Below are 15332 nucleotides of genomic sequence, written 5' to 3'. Positions count from 1 at the left end.
GCGGTCAACGCACCGTGTGAAAACGCTTGGCGGTGGTGTAGTTCTTCTTCCAGTAGTTGTTGGCCAGGGAGTCGATGCGGATGCTCTTGCCCTTGCGCGGCGAATGAATGAACTTGCCCTCACCCACATAAAGGCCGACATGGCCGACCTGGCTGCTGCCATTGGCCTTGAAAAACACCGCATCGCCGGGCTGCAGCGCATCACGCTTGATCGTCGCCGCCGTTGACCGGTGCATCGCCGCCGTGGTGCGCGGGATGACAATATTGGCCTCGGTCTTGAACAGATAGACCAGCAACCCGCTGCAATCGAACCCCTGCTCCTGGGAGCTGCCGCCCCACTTGTACGCGGTGCCCAGCAACTCATGGGCGCGGTCGACCACACTCTCGATGGTGGGTTGCGGCACGGCCTGCAACGATGAACTGAAAGGGGCCAGGGAAGTGGTGCGCTTATTGAAGTTGGCCGAAGCCGATGAGGTGATGCCAAACAGACCGACCATGACTACACATAAAAATGACTTAAACATGAGGAACGTCGCAATGGATTAAACACGGGGGCGAAATCCTAGTGAAACGACGCGTAGAAATATGAGCGAGGAATCCCCTATGCGCGTAGGAGCAATCCCAAATCAACCCTGGGACAAGTAGCTGAAGGAAACGCCCTGCAAAACAGCTGGCGGGGCCCGCCAAAACCGCCCAATTCGGGTGCTTGCGCAGCCCATGACGCACCACAATGAATCACTCCCTCACCACCCCCTCGCCCCGTTTAGTGGCGCAACGCCCCAGACCTACGGCGTTTTCCTACGTCCAGCAGGGTTGGCAAGCCCCTTGCTCTAGCCTGTTTATCGCTCATAGCTGGAAGCTTCCTGATGCTGGTGATCCACCGCCGAATCGCCCCCCAACCCACCTGGGCCGCAGAGTTGCTGCTGAACTTCGAAGCCCGCAGCAAAAGCCGCCTGCGCTGTTTCAGTGCCGAGGGAGAAGACGTCGGCCTGTTTCTGGAGCGCGGTCAGCCGCCGCTGCACGATGGGGAATTCCTACAGGCTGAAGACGGACGTGTCGTACGTGTCTGCGCGCGCCCTGAACAACTGCTGCACGTAACCTGCAGCAGCGCCTTCGAGCTGACCCGCGCGGCCTATCACTTGGGCAACCGCCATGTGGCCCTGCAAGTGGGTGACGGCTGGCTGCGCCTGCTTGATGACTACGTGCTCAAGGCCATGCTCGAGCAATTGGGGGCCCATGCCGAAACCCTCGAAGCACCGTTCCAGCCCGAGCACGGCGCCTACGGTGGCGGTCATCATCACTCACGCCACGGTGACGAAGACTTCAACTACCCGCCCAAACTGCATCAGTTCGGCGTGCGCCTGTGAACCCGGCCTGGGCGCTGTTGCGTCTGGCCAGTCCGCAATTGCCGATTGGCGGCTACAGCTATTCCCAGGGCCTGGAAATGGCCGTGGACAATGCCCGTGTCAGCGATGCCGACAGCGCCCGACGCTGGATCAGCGACCAACTGCTACTCAACCTCGCACGCTTCGAAGCGCCGCTGTTGCTTGCCCAGTGCCAGGCCGCCGCCGACCAGGACTGGGCGCGCCTGCGCCAGCTCTGCGAAGAGCATCGTGCCAGCCGCGAAACCCGCGAGCTGTTCCAGGAGAGCCGGCAAATGGGCTACTCCCTGCAACAACTGCTCAACGGTCTGCCGGAACTGGATGACGCAGCGCGCCGCTTTCTCGACGCCACCCCCGAACCCCACCTGGCCCTGGGCTGGGCACTTGCCGCGCGCGCCTGGGCGATCAGCCCCGAGGATGCCCTGGCCGCCTGGCTGTGGAGCTGGCTGGAAAACCAGTTGGCGGTGCTGATGAAGACCCTGCCCCTGGGCCAGCAGGCCGCCCAACGCCTGACCAGCGAGCTGCTGCCGTTGCTGCAACAAGCCCAGCAGGACGCCCGCCAGTGCGATCCCCATCACGTTGGCAGCGCCGCGTTCGGCCTGTCCCTGGCATGCATGGCCCACGAGCGCCAGTACAGCCGCCTGTTCCGTTCCTAGGAGAAACCCATGAACACACAACCTCTGCGCGTCGGTATCGGCGGCCCCGTTGGCTCCGGCAAGACCGCCCTGACCCTGGCGCTGTGCCTGGCCCTGCGTGATCGCTACAACCTGGCGGTGGTCACCAACGACATCTATACCCGCGAAGACGCCGACTTCCTGGTGCGCAACCAGGCCCTGGCACCCGAGCGCATCATCGGCGTAGAAACCGGCGGCTGCCCGCACACGGCGATTCGCGAAGACGCGTCGATCAACCTCGAAGCCGTGGATCAACTGAACCGGCGCTTCCCAGGCCTGGACCTGATCCTGGTGGAGTCGGGCGGCGACAACCTGTCGGCCACCTTCAGCCCCGAGCTGTCGGACCTGACCATCTATGTGATCGATGTGTCGGCCGGCGACAAGCTGCCACGCAAGGGCGGGCCGGGGATCTGCAAGTCGGACCTGTTGGTGATCAACAAGATCGACCTGGCGCCGCTGGTCGGCGCCTCGCTGGAACTGATGAACAGCGACACCCAGCGCATGCGCGGCGGCAAGCCGTTTGTGTTCAGCAACCAGAAAACCGGCGTCGGCCTGGAAGAAATCGTCGCCTTTATCGAACGCCAGGGCCTGCTGACCGCAGCCTGATCCCTTACCAAGGAGCTGTTTATGAGCCTCAACAAACTGTTTGCCGCCGCCACCCTGCTACTGGTCCCAGCCCTGGCCTTTGCCCATCCGGGCCACGGCGACAATGGCCTGGTGGCCGGCATCAGCCATCCCCTCGGCGGGCTGGACCATTTGCTGGCGATGCTGGCCGTCGGCCTATGGGCAGCGCAGCAACAAGGGGCGGCGCGTTGGGCGCTACCGTGTACGTTTGTCGGCACCATGCTGCTCGGCGGCGTGCTGGGGTTTGAAGGGTTGGCCTTGCCGGCCCTGGAAAGCGGGATTGCCGCGTCGGTACTGGCCCTGGGCCTGGCGGTGGCCTTGGCGATTCGCCCGCCGGTGGCGCTGGCCGTGGCCGCAACAGCGGTGTTTGCCCTGTTCCATGGCGTGGCCCATGGCCTGGAGCTGCCGGACATGACCAGCCCTTGGGCGTATGCAGCCGGGTTTGTCGGGGCGACGGCGGTGCTGCACGCGGCCGGGTATGCGCTGGTGCGCTTCTTGCCGGCTGCGGCGGCGCCGCTGGTGCGGCTGGCGGGCGCGGCTTCGGCGGCGACCGGGGTCTGGTTGCTGGCGGGCTGAGCCTTGCGGTGCCTGTAAGGGATCCATCGCAGGCAAGCCAGCTTGTATGGTTAGACTTGTAGGGGTGGTGGGACTAAAAGCCAGCATCTGACTCTAGCCAGTACAGACCGTGGGAGACTTCGTCCCACCCCTTCACCAAAGCGCCGATAAGGAATGCATCGGCCATGACCGACGATAGAAGCAAGCCAGCGCAACGGTGAAGCCCCGACAAGCCCGTAAACCCTAACCCGGAGCTTTTCTCATGGCAATGACTGTCTCGCAATCAATCATTGGAGTGGATGTCGCTAAAGCCGAAGTAGTTGTTTATCAAAGTGAAACTGCTGAAACAAAGATCGTATCGAACAAGAAAAGCGAGCTGAAGGCATGGCTGAAGTCTTTGCCTGCGGGCAGCGCCATCGCAATTGAAGCCACCAATATCTATCACGTGGATACCGTCAACTTGGCTCATTCGATGGGCCATATCGTTTACGTGATTGATGGATATCGCCTTAGCCATTACCGCAAAGGCACAGGTGGTCGCGCTAAAACAGACTTCAGTGATGCGCAGTTGCTGGCTCGCTACTTGAAGAATGAACAGGCTGATTTACGCGCCTGGAATCCGCCGCCGAAGATTTATACCAAGCTTCAAAGCTTGCTGCGTCGACGCGCAGCGCTGGTGAAAATGCGTGTTGCACTGAATCAGAGCTGGGCGGGCGAGCCATCACTCAAGGCCTCGTCCAAGAGCATTTCAGCGTGTCTTGATAGGCATGAGGGGCTCATTGAGAAAAGGATATTAGATGCTGTTACTGAGGCGGGGCTTTTGCATCAGGTCAAGCGCTGCCAAGCCGTCGAGGGCATTGGGTTTCTGACAGCAGTTGCCCTGGTAATGGCGTTTCAGCGAGGAGAATTTGAAAGTGCTGACGCTTACATCGCGTTCTTGGGAATGGACTTGAGAGTATCCGATTCTGGGCAAATGAGCGGACGCCGCTCATTGAGCAAGAAGGGAGATTCAGAGATACGCAGATTGCTGCATAACGCGGCGTCAGCAGGTATCAGGTCAGAAGCCTGGAAACCTTTATACGAGGGTTATCTGGCCAGGGGCCTGAAAACGACTCAAGCCCTGGTCATCATTGGCCGCAAGCTGGCGCGCATCGCCTTTTCGCTCATGAAAAACCTGAGCGAATACCAGTCAAAAGCGGTTTGGGGGGCTTCCCCAAAACCATAGAATCTCCCACATTTGAAGGGGTTCACAACTCAAAAATGGGGAGCGGGCTTGCCCGCGATAACGCTCGCACAGACACCACTGTTCTCAAGCCTGCTACCATGCGCGGCAAACACCCCTGCCGTGACGACGCCAGCCGATGCCCATCGCTCCAAGCTCCGCCCACAAGCCTCAATTGAACGCCGTGCTCACGCACTTCAACGACCTGATCGTGCCGCTCTGGCAGGGTCCGGGCTGGAATGCCGAGCTGGCGTTGCCCTATGAGGCGCTGGACGCCGACCATCGCCCCTTGCCCCCGCAACGCTACCGCGCCATGGCCTGTGCCCGGCAGTTGTATGTGTTTGCCAGCCTGATCGGCGAGCCAGGCAAAGCGTTTGCGCAAGAGCGCGCTGCGGCGTTGTTTCGCTCGCTGCAACGGCACTTCCATGACGCCGAGCACGGCGGCTGGTTCTACAGCATCGACCCCCACGGCAATCCGCTGGACCAGCGCAAAGACCTCTACACCCACGCGTTTATCATCTTCGCCTGCGCCCATTACTGGGCCAAGGTCCGCGAGCCGTTGGTGGAGTCGGTGCTCAATGCCGCCCTGGAAGTAGTCGCCGAGCGCTTTGCCACGGGCGACGGCCTGTATGAGGCGGTCCTGGAGCGTAACTGGTCGTCCCTCAAGTCCGGCCCGCTACAGAACCCGCTGATGCACCTGGCTGAAGGCTTCCTCGCCACCCTCGCGGTGCGTGAAGACGCGGCGGTGCAACAGGCCCTGCTGGCACTGGCGACGGCCATGCAGCAGCGCTTTATCGAGCGCCAGCATGGCGTGATGATGGAAAAACCCCTGGGCGCTGTGGATAACTGGTTCGAGCCGGGGCATCAGTTTGAATGGTTCTTCCTGCTGGAGTCCTCGCCCCTGCTGCGCGGCACTGCGCTGCATGCCTCGTTGAGCCGGGCATTTGCCTATGCCGAGCAAACCGGTGTGGATAACCTCACTGGCGCCGTCAGCGGCATGTTGGCGCTGGACGGCAGCGTGCGTGACGCCACCCAGCGCATCTGGGCCCAGGCCGAGTACCTGCGGGCACTGACCTTGCGCCCGGGCAGCGCGGCGGTGCTGGAGCGCCAGTTGCTGGCGTTGCAGCAGCATTTCCTGCATGCCAGGGGCTGGAATGAGTGCCTGGATGCCAAGGGTGAGGTGAGCCGGCGGGATATGCCGTCGACTACGCCTTACCATTTGGCTACCTGCTATCAGGGGTTGAGCGAGTTTCTCGGCTGATTTTCCCGGCCCCATCGCAGGCAAGCCAGCTCCCACACTTGAACGGTTTCCATCGTTGGAACGCAGTCGAATGTGGGAGCTGGCTTGCCTGCCAGAGCCTCACCTCGGTCTAACGGCCGATCACGCAATCCACTTGCGATCCCCAGTAAAACTGATCGTCAGCCACCGCGCCTTGTCCGGCGCGCCCAGCCCTGTGGATATCTCTTCACGTAGCCCGTCGAGCGTCGCAACCTTATCCACCGGGTAATCGGCCGGCAACACCACATGGATCTCGATAAACCGCGCCCGCCCGTGTTTCTGCACGTAGGACACGTAATCCTCGAAACCATGCCGGGCCTGAGCCGCATCCATCACTTCCCGCACCTTGTCGTCCAACTGGTCCGGGGCAATCCCCAGCACGTCGCGCAAGGCCGGGCGCAGGATCTTCAAGGCCGGCGCCAGCATGCTCAGGGCCAGCAGGATCAGGATCAAGGGGTCGACATACACCGCCCACTCGCCGTAGCCCTGGGACTTGAGCAACAACGCGGCCAGGAAGCTCACCAGCAGGCCCACGGAGAGCATCGCGTCCACCAGCCAACTGATATTGTCGAACTGGATCAGCGACGACTGCAGCTTGCGGTTGCGGTGGCGCACATAGAAGAAGTAGGCGAACTCGACCACGGTAAACACCGCGGCGTAGATGATCACCAGCCCCAACTCGATCTCGCGCCCGCCATTGATAATGCCGAACACCCCGTTGAGAAACGCGTAGATGGCGATCAACAGCAGGAAACTGCCCTCGATCAGCAGCACCATGGGTTCCAGGTGCCAGTAGCCGAACTGGAAGCGGTCATTGCTTTTCTTGGCGATCAGCTTGGCCGTGATCAGCATCAGCACCTTGATAAAGGTCGCGATCAGCGAGAAAAAGCCATCGAATAAAATGGATTGGGCGCCTGATATCACACCCGTGACAATCCCGGCGATCGCCACGGCGAACATCAGGATGGTCGATTGTTTGAGCAGTGCCTGCTCACCTCGGTTACTCACATATCCTCCTGTCAAAACCTTTAAACCGCTGGTTGCGGTGGGGTTTTCAGGAGTGGAGTGTACCTTATGTCGCCTTTTGGCCGATTTGCCGCCTTCGCCGGCAACCCCGGCTCCCCCATTTGATTGCATTTCAGAAGAGGGAGCCGCGCTGCGACGATTCGACTTGCCCGCGCTGCAGGCGGCGCGGTGCTAAGCCTTATTTAGCCCCACGCTCAATCGCAAACCCAGCCCAGGTCTGGCTGACCGGCATCAGCTCCAGGCGGTTGATGTTCACATGCGCCGGGGTGTTCATCACCCAGAAGATGGTGTCGGCAATATCTTGCGGCTGGATCGGCTCGGCGCCCGCATAGGTGGCGTCGTAACGCGCCTGGTCACCGCCGAAGCGCACCAGGGAGAACTCGCTCTCGCACAGGCCCGGCTCGATGTTGGTCACGCGTACGCCGGTGCCTTGCAGGTCGCAGCGCAGGTTCAGGGAGAACTGTTTGACGAACGCCTTGGAGCCGCCATACACGTGGCTGCCCGGGTACGGGTAGTTACCGGCGATGGAGCCCAGGTTGATGATCCCGGCGCCACGACCATGGGCGATCAGGCGCGGCAGCAGCAGGCTGGTAGTGGTCAGCAGGCCCTTGATGTTGGTGTCGACCATGGTTTCCCAATCGTCGAGGCTGCACTTGGGCGCCGGGTCGGTGCCCACGGCCAGGCCGGCATTGTTGATCAGCCCACGCAGTTTGCTGAACGATGGCGGCAGGTTGGCAATTGCCTCCTCCATGCCCTTGCGATCACGCACGTCCACCACCAGGCCATGCACCTCGGTCTGCTTGGAAAGCTCTTCGACCAGGGCATTCAAGCGCTCGGCGCGCCGACCGGTGAGCACCAGTTTCCAGCCAGCCTCGGCAAAGCGACGGGCACAGGCTTCGCCGAAACCTGAAGTTGCGCCAGTAATAAACAGCGTGTTGGACATGGTGTTCTCCTTGCGGGCATCGGGAAAAAATCAGCCAGCAGAATGCCCTTACGCCGCCGTTGCGGCAACCGCTATGCACATAACTTCATGCACACCTGATCACTTTTTAACCACCCCAGGTAAAGCCTTGTAAACCGTGGCCTGCAGCCATATGCGCGCAGGTTATCCACAGCTGCGCCCACAGTCTTTGGGGGCAAGTACAAAACCCTCCAGGCCCCTATGTACAAGGCTTTCAGGGCGATTCAAAAAGTTTTTTGCTTGACCTTGGGCGGGCCATATGTAGGCCCCTGCGGGAGGATGAGTCGGGATGCATGGCTCCAGGCCAGTAAATCCGGCCTCTACACCAGTCTTTCCAGAGTTTAACCACAGACTTATCCACAGGCTTGAAGGTCATGTTTCGGTCATATACCTGTGTCTATGAACAGGTTGACAAAACCTGCGACACTCCACAAAAAAGCCCCTGATCAAAAAACAACCATAGCGCTACAGGCCGCGTAGATAAAGGCTTGTAGCCAGCTACTCCCATGTTACCCACAGCCGGTTCCACAGTGGATGGGGACAAGTCATTTGTGTGACAAAACAGGGATTTGCGGCGGCTATATGTCGCGCTTGAGGAGGTGTGTGGATTTGTTTTCCACAATTTGCCGGAGGGCCTGTGGACGAACGAAAAATGCAGGCACCCGCTGATCGTTCCCACACTTCGCGTGGGAATGCCGCCAAGGACGCTCTGCGTCCCAAAGCGTGACGCGGAGCGTCACAGGATGCGCTCCCACGCGGAGCGTGGGAGCGATCAGGCCGGGTTAGTGCCCGCCGAGGTAGGCGTTGCGCACTTCCTCGTTCACCAGCAACTCCTTGCCGGTGCCGGTCAAACGGATTTCGCCGTTGACCATCACATACGCCCGGTCAGACAGGCGCAACGCATGGTTGGCGTTCTGCTCCACCAGGAAGATGGTCATCCCCGTGGCGGCCAGCTCGCGCAAGGTGGCGAAGATCTGCTTCACCACAATCGGCGCCAGCCCCAGGCTCGGCTCATCGAGCAGCAACAGCTTCGGCCGGCTCATCAATGCCCGGGCAATGGCGAGCATTTGCTGTTCGCCACCGGACATGGTCATCGCCCGCTGGTTACGCCGCTCCTTGAGCCGTGGAAACAGCTCGAACATGCGCTGCATATCTTCGCTGGCGTGCTTGTCGCCAATGGGGATGGTGCCCATCAGCAGGTTTTCCTCGACGGTCATGTCCGGGAACACACGCCGCCCTTCCGGGGACTGGGCGATGCCGTTGGAGGCGATGTAGTGGGACGACTTGTGGGTGATGTCCACGCCCTGGTAGAGGATCTGCCCGGACTCGGCGCGCGGCTGGCCGAAGATCGACATCAGCAGCGTGGACTTGCCCGCGCCGTTGGAGCCGATCAGGCTCACCGTTTCACCTTCGTCGATGTGCAGCGAGACTTTTTTCAGGGCCTGGATCGGGCCGTAAAACACGTCCAGGTCCTTCATTTCGAGGATAGGCGTACTCATACCAACTCCTCTTCATCGGCGCCCAGGTAGGCCGCAATCACTTTCGGGTCGTTACGGATCGCTTCCGGCCCGCCCTCGGCGATGACGTTGCCGTGGTCCAGCACCACGATGTGGTCGGAAATACTCATCACCATGCCCATGTCGTGTTCAATCAGCACCACTGTGAGGTCGTGTTCGTCGCGCAGCAGGCGAATCATCGCGCTGAGGGCTTCGGTTTCCTGGGGGTTGAGGCCCGCTGCCGGTTCGTCCAGGCAGATGATCTGCGGCCGGGTGCACATGGCACGGGCGATTTCCAGGCGGCGCTGCTGGCCGTAGGAAAGCTCGCCGGCCAGGCGGTTGGCACAGTCCACCAGGTCCACCACTTCCAGCCAGTAGAAGGCGTGGTCCAGTGCATCGCTTTCTGCCTTGCGGTAGCCCTTGGTGTTGAGAATGCCCGCCAGCATGTTGCGGTTGACCCACATGTGCTGGGCCACCAGCAGGTTTTCCACCACCGACATTTCCTTGAACAGGCGAATGTTCTGGAACGTACGCGCCAGGCCGGCACGGTTCACCAGGTGGGTGCCGCCGAACATCTTGTAGTACACCCGGCTGAAAAAACTCTTGGGCGACACGAAGTCGGTGGGCTTGAAGCGTTCGCCGAGCAACTGGATCACGTTGGTCTGCTTGCCACGGATATTGAGTTCGATCTTGCCGCCGCTGGCCGTATAGAAGCCGGTCAGGCAGTTGAACACCGTGGTCTTGCCAGCGCCGTTGGGGCCGATCAGGGAGAAGATCGAGTTGCGTTCGACCTTGAGGCTCACATCGCTCAAGGCCTTGATGCCACCGAAGTGCATCATCAGGTGTTCCACGTTGAGGACCACTTCCTTGCTCATGGCGCTACCCCCTTGCGTGGTGTCACGCCGCTACGGCTGATCCGGATCAGGCCACGCGGTCGCCAGATCATCATCACCACCATCAACACGCCAAACAGCAGCACACGGTACTCGGAGAAGCTACGCAGCAGTTCAGGCGCCACGGTCAGCACGAACGCGGCAATCACCACGCCCACCGTCGAGCCCATGCCGCCCAGTACCACGATGGCGAGGATCAATGCCGACTCGAAGAAGGTGAACGAAGACGGGTTGACGAAGCCCTGGTAGCTGGCAAAGAACACCCCGGCCAGACCGGCCGTGGAGGCGCCGATGGTGAAGGCCGAGAGTTTGACCAGCACATGGTTCAGGCCCATGGAGCGGCAAGCGATCTCATCTTCACGCAGGGCTTCCCAGGCGCGACCCACTGGCATGCGGGTCAGGCGGTGCTTGATGTACAGCACGGCCAGCACCACCAGGAACAGCACGATGTAAATGAACAGAAATTTCACGTTGGGGTTGTAGGCGATGCCAAAGAACTCATGGAACGGCACCCCGCCTTCCTTGGCGCGCCGGCCGAACTCCAGGCCGAGGAAGGTCGGCGATGGCACCGGCATACCGTTCGGCCCGCCGGTAAACGACAGCCAGTTGTTGAGCACCAGGCGGATGATTTCACCGAAGCCCAGGGTCACGATGGCCAGGTAGTCACCGTGCATTCGTAACACCGGGAAGCCGAGTATGCACCCCGCCAACGCGGCCGCAATGGCCGCCAGCGGCAACACCGTCCAAAACCCCAGCCCGAGGTATTGGTACCCCAGGGCCAGGCCATAGGCGCCGATGGCGTAGAACGCCACGTAACCCAGGTCGAGCAACCCGGCCAGGCCCACCACGATGTTCAGGCCCAGGCCCAGCAACACGTAGATCAGCCCGAGGATCACCACGGTCAGCAGGTATTTGTTGGCAAAAAACGGAAAGACAATGGCGATCACGATCAGCGCCGGGATGATCCAGCGCAGCCGCGATTTGTAGTCCGGCGCCAGCACATGCACCCCGGAGCCCGAGCTTTCAAAACCCTGGAGGATCTTCAAGCCCTTGGGCGTTTGCAGGAACAGGCTCATGACCAGCCGCCCGGCCATGACGATGGCGACCAGCAAGCCCACGCGGGCTGGCTCCAGGTTGAAGCTGTAGCCGTCCAGGACCACGCCGACGATAGGGCCGAACACGATCAGGGAAATCAGCCCGGCGAGGACCGCATCAACCACACTTTTCTTGATATCAATAGATTTGGCAGCAGACATGTTTACACCTTCGCCACGAGAGGGCGACCAAGCAGGCCCTGGGGACGGAAAATCAGAATCACCACCAGCAGGGAGAAACTGAACACGTCTTTGTAGTCAGAGTTGATCAACCCCGAGAACAGCGACTCGGAAATCCCCAGGATGATCCCGCCCAGCATCGCCCCAGGCAGGGAGCCGATGCCGCCGAGTACCGCTGCGGTAAATGCCTTGATGCCGATGATAAAGCCGGCATAGAAGTCGAACGTGCCGTAGTTCAGGGTAATCAGCACACCGGCCAGGGCCGCCATGGCGGCACCGATGACAAACACGTAGGAAATCACGCGGTCAGTGTTGATCCCCAGGATCGAGGCCATCTTGCGGTCTTGCTGGGTCGCACGGCACATGCGGCCGAGCTTGGTGTACTTGATGATGTAGGTCAGCAGCGCCATACCGGCAAAGGCTGCGACCAGGATAAACACCTTGGTGTAGGTCAACTGGACGAACCCGGTGCCGATATCGACGCGCCAGGCGCCGGCCAGCAGGGTGGGAATGCCTTGTTGCTTGGCGCCCTGGGCGATCTGCGCGTAGTTCTGCAGGATCAGCGAAATCCCGATGGCGCTGATCAGCGGGGCCAGGCGCGTGGAGTTACGCAACGGTTTGTAGGCGACACGCTCGATGACCCAACCGTAGACGCCCGTGACGACAACGGTGAACACCAGGGTGCCAAGAATGAGCAGCGGGAAGGATTCGAGGCCGAAGTAAGCCAGCAGTGCCAGACTGATCGCCGCGAGGTAAGCGGAAATCATATAAACCTCGCCGTGGGCGAAGTTGATCATGCCAATGATGCCATAGACCATTGTGTAGCCGATGGCGATCAGGCCATAGACCGACCCGAGGGTCAGACCGTTGACCAGTTGCTGCAGGAAAATACCATCCATAACGCAATCTCACGCGGTGAGAACCTGCACACCGTGGGGTGTGCGGTCCTTCTGGAGGAAAAGACAGATCTGGTGCCGGACGCAATGGCCCGGGCAACCGCGATCCAGTGTGGGAGCTGGCTTGCCGGCGATAGCGGTCTCACATTCAACACAGGTGCTGGCTGTCAGTCCGTCATCGCGGGCAAGCCCGATTCCCACAAGGGGTCGGTGGTGGCTGGTTGATTACTTCTGCTTTTCCAACTGGTGGTATTTGCCGTCCTTATCCCACTGGTACACCACGTAGTCGGAGACTTTCAGGTCACCCTTGGTATCCCATTCTTTCTTGCCCATCACGGTTTGCACCGGGTTGGCCTTGAGCCACTTGGCTGCATCTTCGCCCTTGTTGGACTTGGCGCCGTTGAAGCCGGCGGCCAGGGCCTGGATCGAGGCGTAGGCGTACAGGGTGTAGCCTTCAGGCTCGGTGCCATTTTTGCGGAACTCTTCCACCACGGCCTTGCTGTCTGGCAGCAGGCGCGGGTCGGCGCCGAAGGTCATGTAGACGCCATTGACGTACTGCGCACCACCGGCGGTCGCCACCAGTTCGTCGGTCACGACACCGTCGTCGGACATGAACTTGACGTCGTTGAGGCCGGCTTCACGGATCTGGCGTACCAGTGGACCGGCTTCCGGGTGCAGGCCGCCGAAGTACACAACGTCGGCACCCAGCGAGCGGATCTTGGTGACCAGGGCGCTGAAGTCTTTTTCGCCACGGGTCAGGCCTTCTTCCAGCACCGGCTTGACGCCGCGCTTGGTCAACTGGGCGGCGGTGGCATCGGCCAGGCCTTTGCCGTAGGTGTCCTTGTCGTTGATGACCGCGACTTTCTTGCCCTTGAGCACGTCGACGATGTAGTCGCCGGCCACGATGCCTTGCTGGTCGTCACGCCCGCACATACGGAACATGGCCGCCAGGCCACGCTCGGTCACTTGTGGGTTGGTGGAGCCTGGAGTGATAGCGATGATGCCCGCTTCGTCGTACACCTCGGAGGCTGGAATGGTGTTGGACGAGCAGAAGTGGCCGACCACGCCGATCACTTTGTCCTGGTCGGCCAGGCGGTTGGCCACGGCCACGGCCTGCTTGGGTTCGCACGCATCGTCACCGGCCACCAGCTTGATCTGTTCGCCGTTGATCCCGCCCGCCTTGTTGATCACATCGGCTGCCGCCTGGGCACCTTTCATGTACTGCTCACCGAAGGCTGCGTTGGCGCCCGTCATCGGCCCCGCCACGCCAATCTTCACATCAGCTTGAACAAACGTAGAAACACCCAGCGCGGCAGCTACCGCGAGGGCCAGGAAACCTTTCTTGTAAAACGTCTGGGACATGAGTGGTGCTCCGAGTTTTTTGTTGAATGGGCACTGCAATTTCACTTCAAACTTTCACTTGAAACCTTCACCGGAAAGCTGAGAGCAAGCGGCGTGCCATTGCGTTTTTATATTTCAAAAAGACACGGTGTCATTGTTATTACAGGCGTTTCGGTGCCTTTTTGCCGGGACGTGCAACCCTCTGGAACGCAGAGGTGCAACCAAAGGCCCGAAAGAGTGAAACCCGCCGATTGGACTGATGTCAGCCAGCCATCAAGCGCCCCTTCGGACATCTGTAACCACGCGCGTAACGGAAGTGCACATTTACAGTGCGTCACTGCTACGACTCGCACCAATACAGATTAGTAGCCGGCTAAGAAAACGCCGGCTTTTGGGCGGTATTTCGCTGATCAGATGACAATTCGCAGGCATTGGCCGGCGTGATACAACGAAAACCCGGCTTCATACAGGCAACTGCGCAGGCCCACCCCGGCCAGAGGCTGCATCGGTGCAAACGGAATCGGCAGAGCCTGGGGATCCTGGTGACACAGGTAGTCGGCAAATGCCTTACCCACCACCGTCCCGGTGGTCACGCCACGCCCGTTGTAGCCAGTGACGGCCACCAACCCGGGCGCGGGCTCGAACAGCCGCATCAGATGGTCCGGGGTAAAGGCGATACAGCCGGTCCAGGTGTATTCCCAGTCCACCGCCTTGAGGTACGGGAAATAGTGCTGCTGCACACGGTCGGCCCAGGCCTTGAGGAACCAGGCGGGCTTCTGGTTACCGTTGCCCAGGCTGCCCAGCAACAGACGCCCGTCGGCATCACGCCGGATACTGCTCAGCACCTGACGGGTATCCCAGGAACCCTGGCCGCCCGGCAGGATTTGTTGCGCGGCGGCATCGGTCAACGGCGCGGAGGCTACCTGATAGTAATAACCGGGGAAAAAGTTGCGCCGCAGCTCGGTCCATTCACCTTCGGTGTAGGCGTTGGAGGCGATCACCACTTGTGCAGCCTGCACCGCGCCCTGGGCAGTTTGCACAGACCAGTGCTGCCCCTGGCGCTCCAGTTGGGTCACCGAGGAATGATCGAACAATTGCCCACCCAGGCCCACGGCTGTATGGGCCAGGCCGCTGGTGTAGGCCATCGGGTTCAAGGTACCGGCACGCCGGTCGAGCAAGGCGGCGGCGATCTTTCGGGTGCCGGTGGCCTCCTCGCACGCGGCCCCCGTCAACAGTTCGACCGGTGCACCACGGCGCTTCCACTGCTCCTCGCGGCTACGCAGGTCCGCTTCGCCACGGGCGTTGTGCGCCATGTGCAACGTGCCCTCGCGGCGCAGCTGGCAATCAATGTTGTATTTGTCGATCAGGCTGAACACCAGGGACGGTGCCGCACCGAGCATGCGGTTGAGCTGGCTGCCCACCGCCGTGCCGAAACCGGCCTCGATCTCGTCCGGAGGAATCCACATCCCGGCGTTGACCAGCCCCACGTTGCGCCCCGAACCGCCATGGCCGGTGCGATGGGCCTCCAGCACGCAGACACTTTTGCCTTGCTCCAGCAGGTGAATGGCCGCCGACAAACCGGTGATACCGGCGCCGATCACGCACACATCCACCTTGACCTCACCCTTGAGGGCGGCGCGATCCGGCCGGCCAGGGGTCAGTTGTTCCCACAAACACGCTTCGCGTAATGGCATTGCCAGACTCCGGGAT

The 15332-nt window shown here is 60.9% G+C and carries 15 protein-coding genes; 6 read left to right on the top strand and 9 right to left on the bottom strand.

What is annotated here, in order from left to right; all coding sequences use genetic code 11:
• Positions 1–4 precede the first annotated feature (4 nt).
• Positions 5–523 (bottom strand): C40 family peptidase, encoded by a 519-nt coding sequence (locus tag HU773_RS03530; protein ID WP_128593132.1) that lies wholly within the window; start codon positions 521–523, stop codon positions 5–7.
• Positions 524–865: 342 nt separating this feature from the next.
• Between HU773_RS03530 and ureE the strand changes: the two genes are divergently transcribed.
• The 6 genes from ureE (at position 866) to HU773_RS03500 (ending at position 5717) form a co-directional block, all read left to right on the top strand.
• Positions 866–1366, top strand: a complete 501-nt coding sequence (ureE, locus tag HU773_RS03525) for an urease accessory protein UreE (protein ID WP_057437471.1) — start codon at positions 866–868, stop codon at positions 1364–1366.
• The gene (locus HU773_RS03520; protein WP_186625847.1) at positions 1363–2037 is read left to right on the top strand and encodes an urease accessory protein UreF; all 675 of its coding nucleotides are present in this window, start codon (positions 1363–1365) and stop codon (positions 2035–2037) included. Before ureE ends, HU773_RS03520 begins: the two co-directional genes overlap by 4 nt.
• A 9-nt stretch (positions 2038–2046) precedes the next feature.
• Positions 2047–2661: an urease accessory protein UreG gene (gene ureG / locus HU773_RS03515; protein WP_003217431.1), complete on the top strand. Its 615-nt coding sequence runs from the start codon at positions 2047–2049 to the stop codon at positions 2659–2661.
• Positions 2662–2682: 21 nt separating this feature from the next.
• On the top strand, positions 2683–3255 hold the full coding sequence (locus HU773_RS03510) for a HupE/UreJ family protein (RefSeq protein ID WP_057437463.1): 573 nt from the start codon (positions 2683–2685) through the stop codon (positions 3253–3255).
• A gap of 241 nt (positions 3256–3496) precedes the next feature.
• On the top strand, positions 3497–4459 hold the full coding sequence (locus HU773_RS03505; protein WP_217883916.1) for an IS110 family RNA-guided transposase: 963 nt from the start codon (positions 3497–3499) through the stop codon (positions 4457–4459).
• Positions 4460–4595: 136 nt separating this feature from the next.
• Positions 4596–5717, top strand: a complete 1122-nt coding sequence (locus tag HU773_RS03500; protein WP_057437461.1) for an AGE family epimerase/isomerase — start codon at positions 4596–4598, stop codon at positions 5715–5717.
• Positions 5718–5837: 120 nt separating this feature from the next.
• Here HU773_RS03500 and HU773_RS03495 read toward each other — a convergent pair whose 3' ends face one another.
• From HU773_RS03495 to amaA, 8 genes are all read right to left on the bottom strand, one after another.
• Complete coding sequence (locus HU773_RS03495; protein ID WP_057437459.1) at positions 5838–6743, bottom strand: cation diffusion facilitator family transporter; 906 nt, start codon at positions 6741–6743, stop codon at positions 5838–5840.
• 196 nt (positions 6744–6939) lie between these two features.
• Complete coding sequence (locus HU773_RS03490; RefSeq protein ID WP_057437457.1) at positions 6940–7704, bottom strand: SDR family oxidoreductase; 765 nt, start codon at positions 7702–7704, stop codon at positions 6940–6942.
• Positions 7705–8504: 800 nt separating this feature from the next.
• The gene (locus HU773_RS03485; protein ID WP_057437450.1) at positions 8505–9221 is read right to left on the bottom strand and encodes an ABC transporter ATP-binding protein; all 717 of its coding nucleotides are present in this window, start codon (positions 9219–9221) and stop codon (positions 8505–8507) included.
• Complete coding sequence (locus HU773_RS03480) at positions 9218–10093, bottom strand: ABC transporter ATP-binding protein (RefSeq protein ID WP_057958172.1); 876 nt, start codon at positions 10091–10093, stop codon at positions 9218–9220. Before HU773_RS03480 ends, HU773_RS03485 begins: the two co-directional genes overlap by 4 nt.
• Entirely contained in the window at positions 10090–11367 is a 1278-nt protein-coding gene (gene livM, locus HU773_RS03475; protein WP_057958171.1) for a high-affinity branched-chain amino acid ABC transporter permease LivM, read from the bottom strand. The genes HU773_RS03480 and livM overlap by 4 nt, the downstream gene beginning before the upstream one ends.
• Positions 11368–11369: 2 nt before the next feature.
• Positions 11370–12284, bottom strand: coding sequence for an ABC transporter permease subunit (locus HU773_RS03470; protein ID WP_057437447.1), 915 nt, complete (start codon positions 12282–12284; stop codon positions 11370–11372).
• Positions 12285–12506: 222 nt separating this feature from the next.
• Positions 12507–13643, bottom strand: a complete 1137-nt coding sequence (locus HU773_RS03465; protein ID WP_057437446.1) for a branched-chain amino acid ABC transporter substrate-binding protein — start codon at positions 13641–13643, stop codon at positions 12507–12509.
• Positions 13644–14032: 389 nt separating this feature from the next.
• On the bottom strand, positions 14033–15316 hold the full coding sequence (gene amaA / locus HU773_RS03460; RefSeq protein ID WP_057958170.1) for an L-pipecolate oxidase: 1284 nt from the start codon (positions 15314–15316) through the stop codon (positions 14033–14035).
• Positions 15317–15332: the final 16 nt, after the last annotated feature.

Origin of the sequence: Pseudomonas shahriarae (genome assembly GCF_014268455.2) — a bacterium.
In the GTDB taxonomy this organism is placed as follows: domain Bacteria; phylum Pseudomonadota; class Gammaproteobacteria; order Pseudomonadales; family Pseudomonadaceae; genus Aquipseudomonas; species Aquipseudomonas shahriarae.
Note: the sequence above shows the minus strand (reverse complement) of the source record. Positions and strands in the feature narration are given on the sequence as shown.

Coding starts and splice junctions, on each gene's coding strand:
- HU773_RS03530 (WP_128593132.1), bottom strand. CDS start 523: ATGTTTAAGTCATTTTTATGTGTAGTCATGGTCGGTCTGTTTGGCATC.
- ureE (WP_057437471.1), top strand. CDS start 866: ATGCTGGTGATCCACCGCCGAATCGCCCCCCAACCCACCTGGGCCGCA.
- ureG (WP_003217431.1), top strand. CDS start 2,047: ATGAACACACAACCTCTGCGCGTCGGTATCGGCGGCCCCGTTGGCTCC.
- HU773_RS03510 (WP_057437463.1), top strand. CDS start 2,683: ATGAGCCTCAACAAACTGTTTGCCGCCGCCACCCTGCTACTGGTCCCA.
- HU773_RS03505 (WP_217883916.1), top strand. CDS start 3,497: ATGGCAATGACTGTCTCGCAATCAATCATTGGAGTGGATGTCGCTAAA.
- HU773_RS03500 (WP_057437461.1), top strand. CDS start 4,596: ATGCCCATCGCTCCAAGCTCCGCCCACAAGCCTCAATTGAACGCCGTG.
- HU773_RS03490 (WP_057437457.1), bottom strand. CDS start 7,704: ATGTCCAACACGCTGTTTATTACTGGCGCAACTTCAGGTTTCGGCGAA.
- HU773_RS03485 (WP_057437450.1), bottom strand. CDS start 9,221: ATGAGTACGCCTATCCTCGAAATGAAGGACCTGGACGTGTTTTACGGC.
- HU773_RS03480 (WP_057958172.1), bottom strand. CDS start 10,093: ATGAGCAAGGAAGTGGTCCTCAACGTGGAACACCTGATGATGCACTTC.
- livM (WP_057958171.1), bottom strand. CDS start 11,367: ATGTCTGCTGCCAAATCTATTGATATCAAGAAAAGTGTGGTTGATGCG.
- HU773_RS03470 (WP_057437447.1), bottom strand. CDS start 12,284: ATGGATGGTATTTTCCTGCAGCAACTGGTCAACGGTCTGACCCTCGGG.
- HU773_RS03465 (WP_057437446.1), bottom strand. CDS start 13,643: ATGTCCCAGACGTTTTACAAGAAAGGTTTCCTGGCCCTCGCGGTAGCT.
- amaA (WP_057958170.1), bottom strand. CDS start 15,316: ATGCCATTACGCGAAGCGTGTTTGTGGGAACAACTGACCCCTGGCCGG.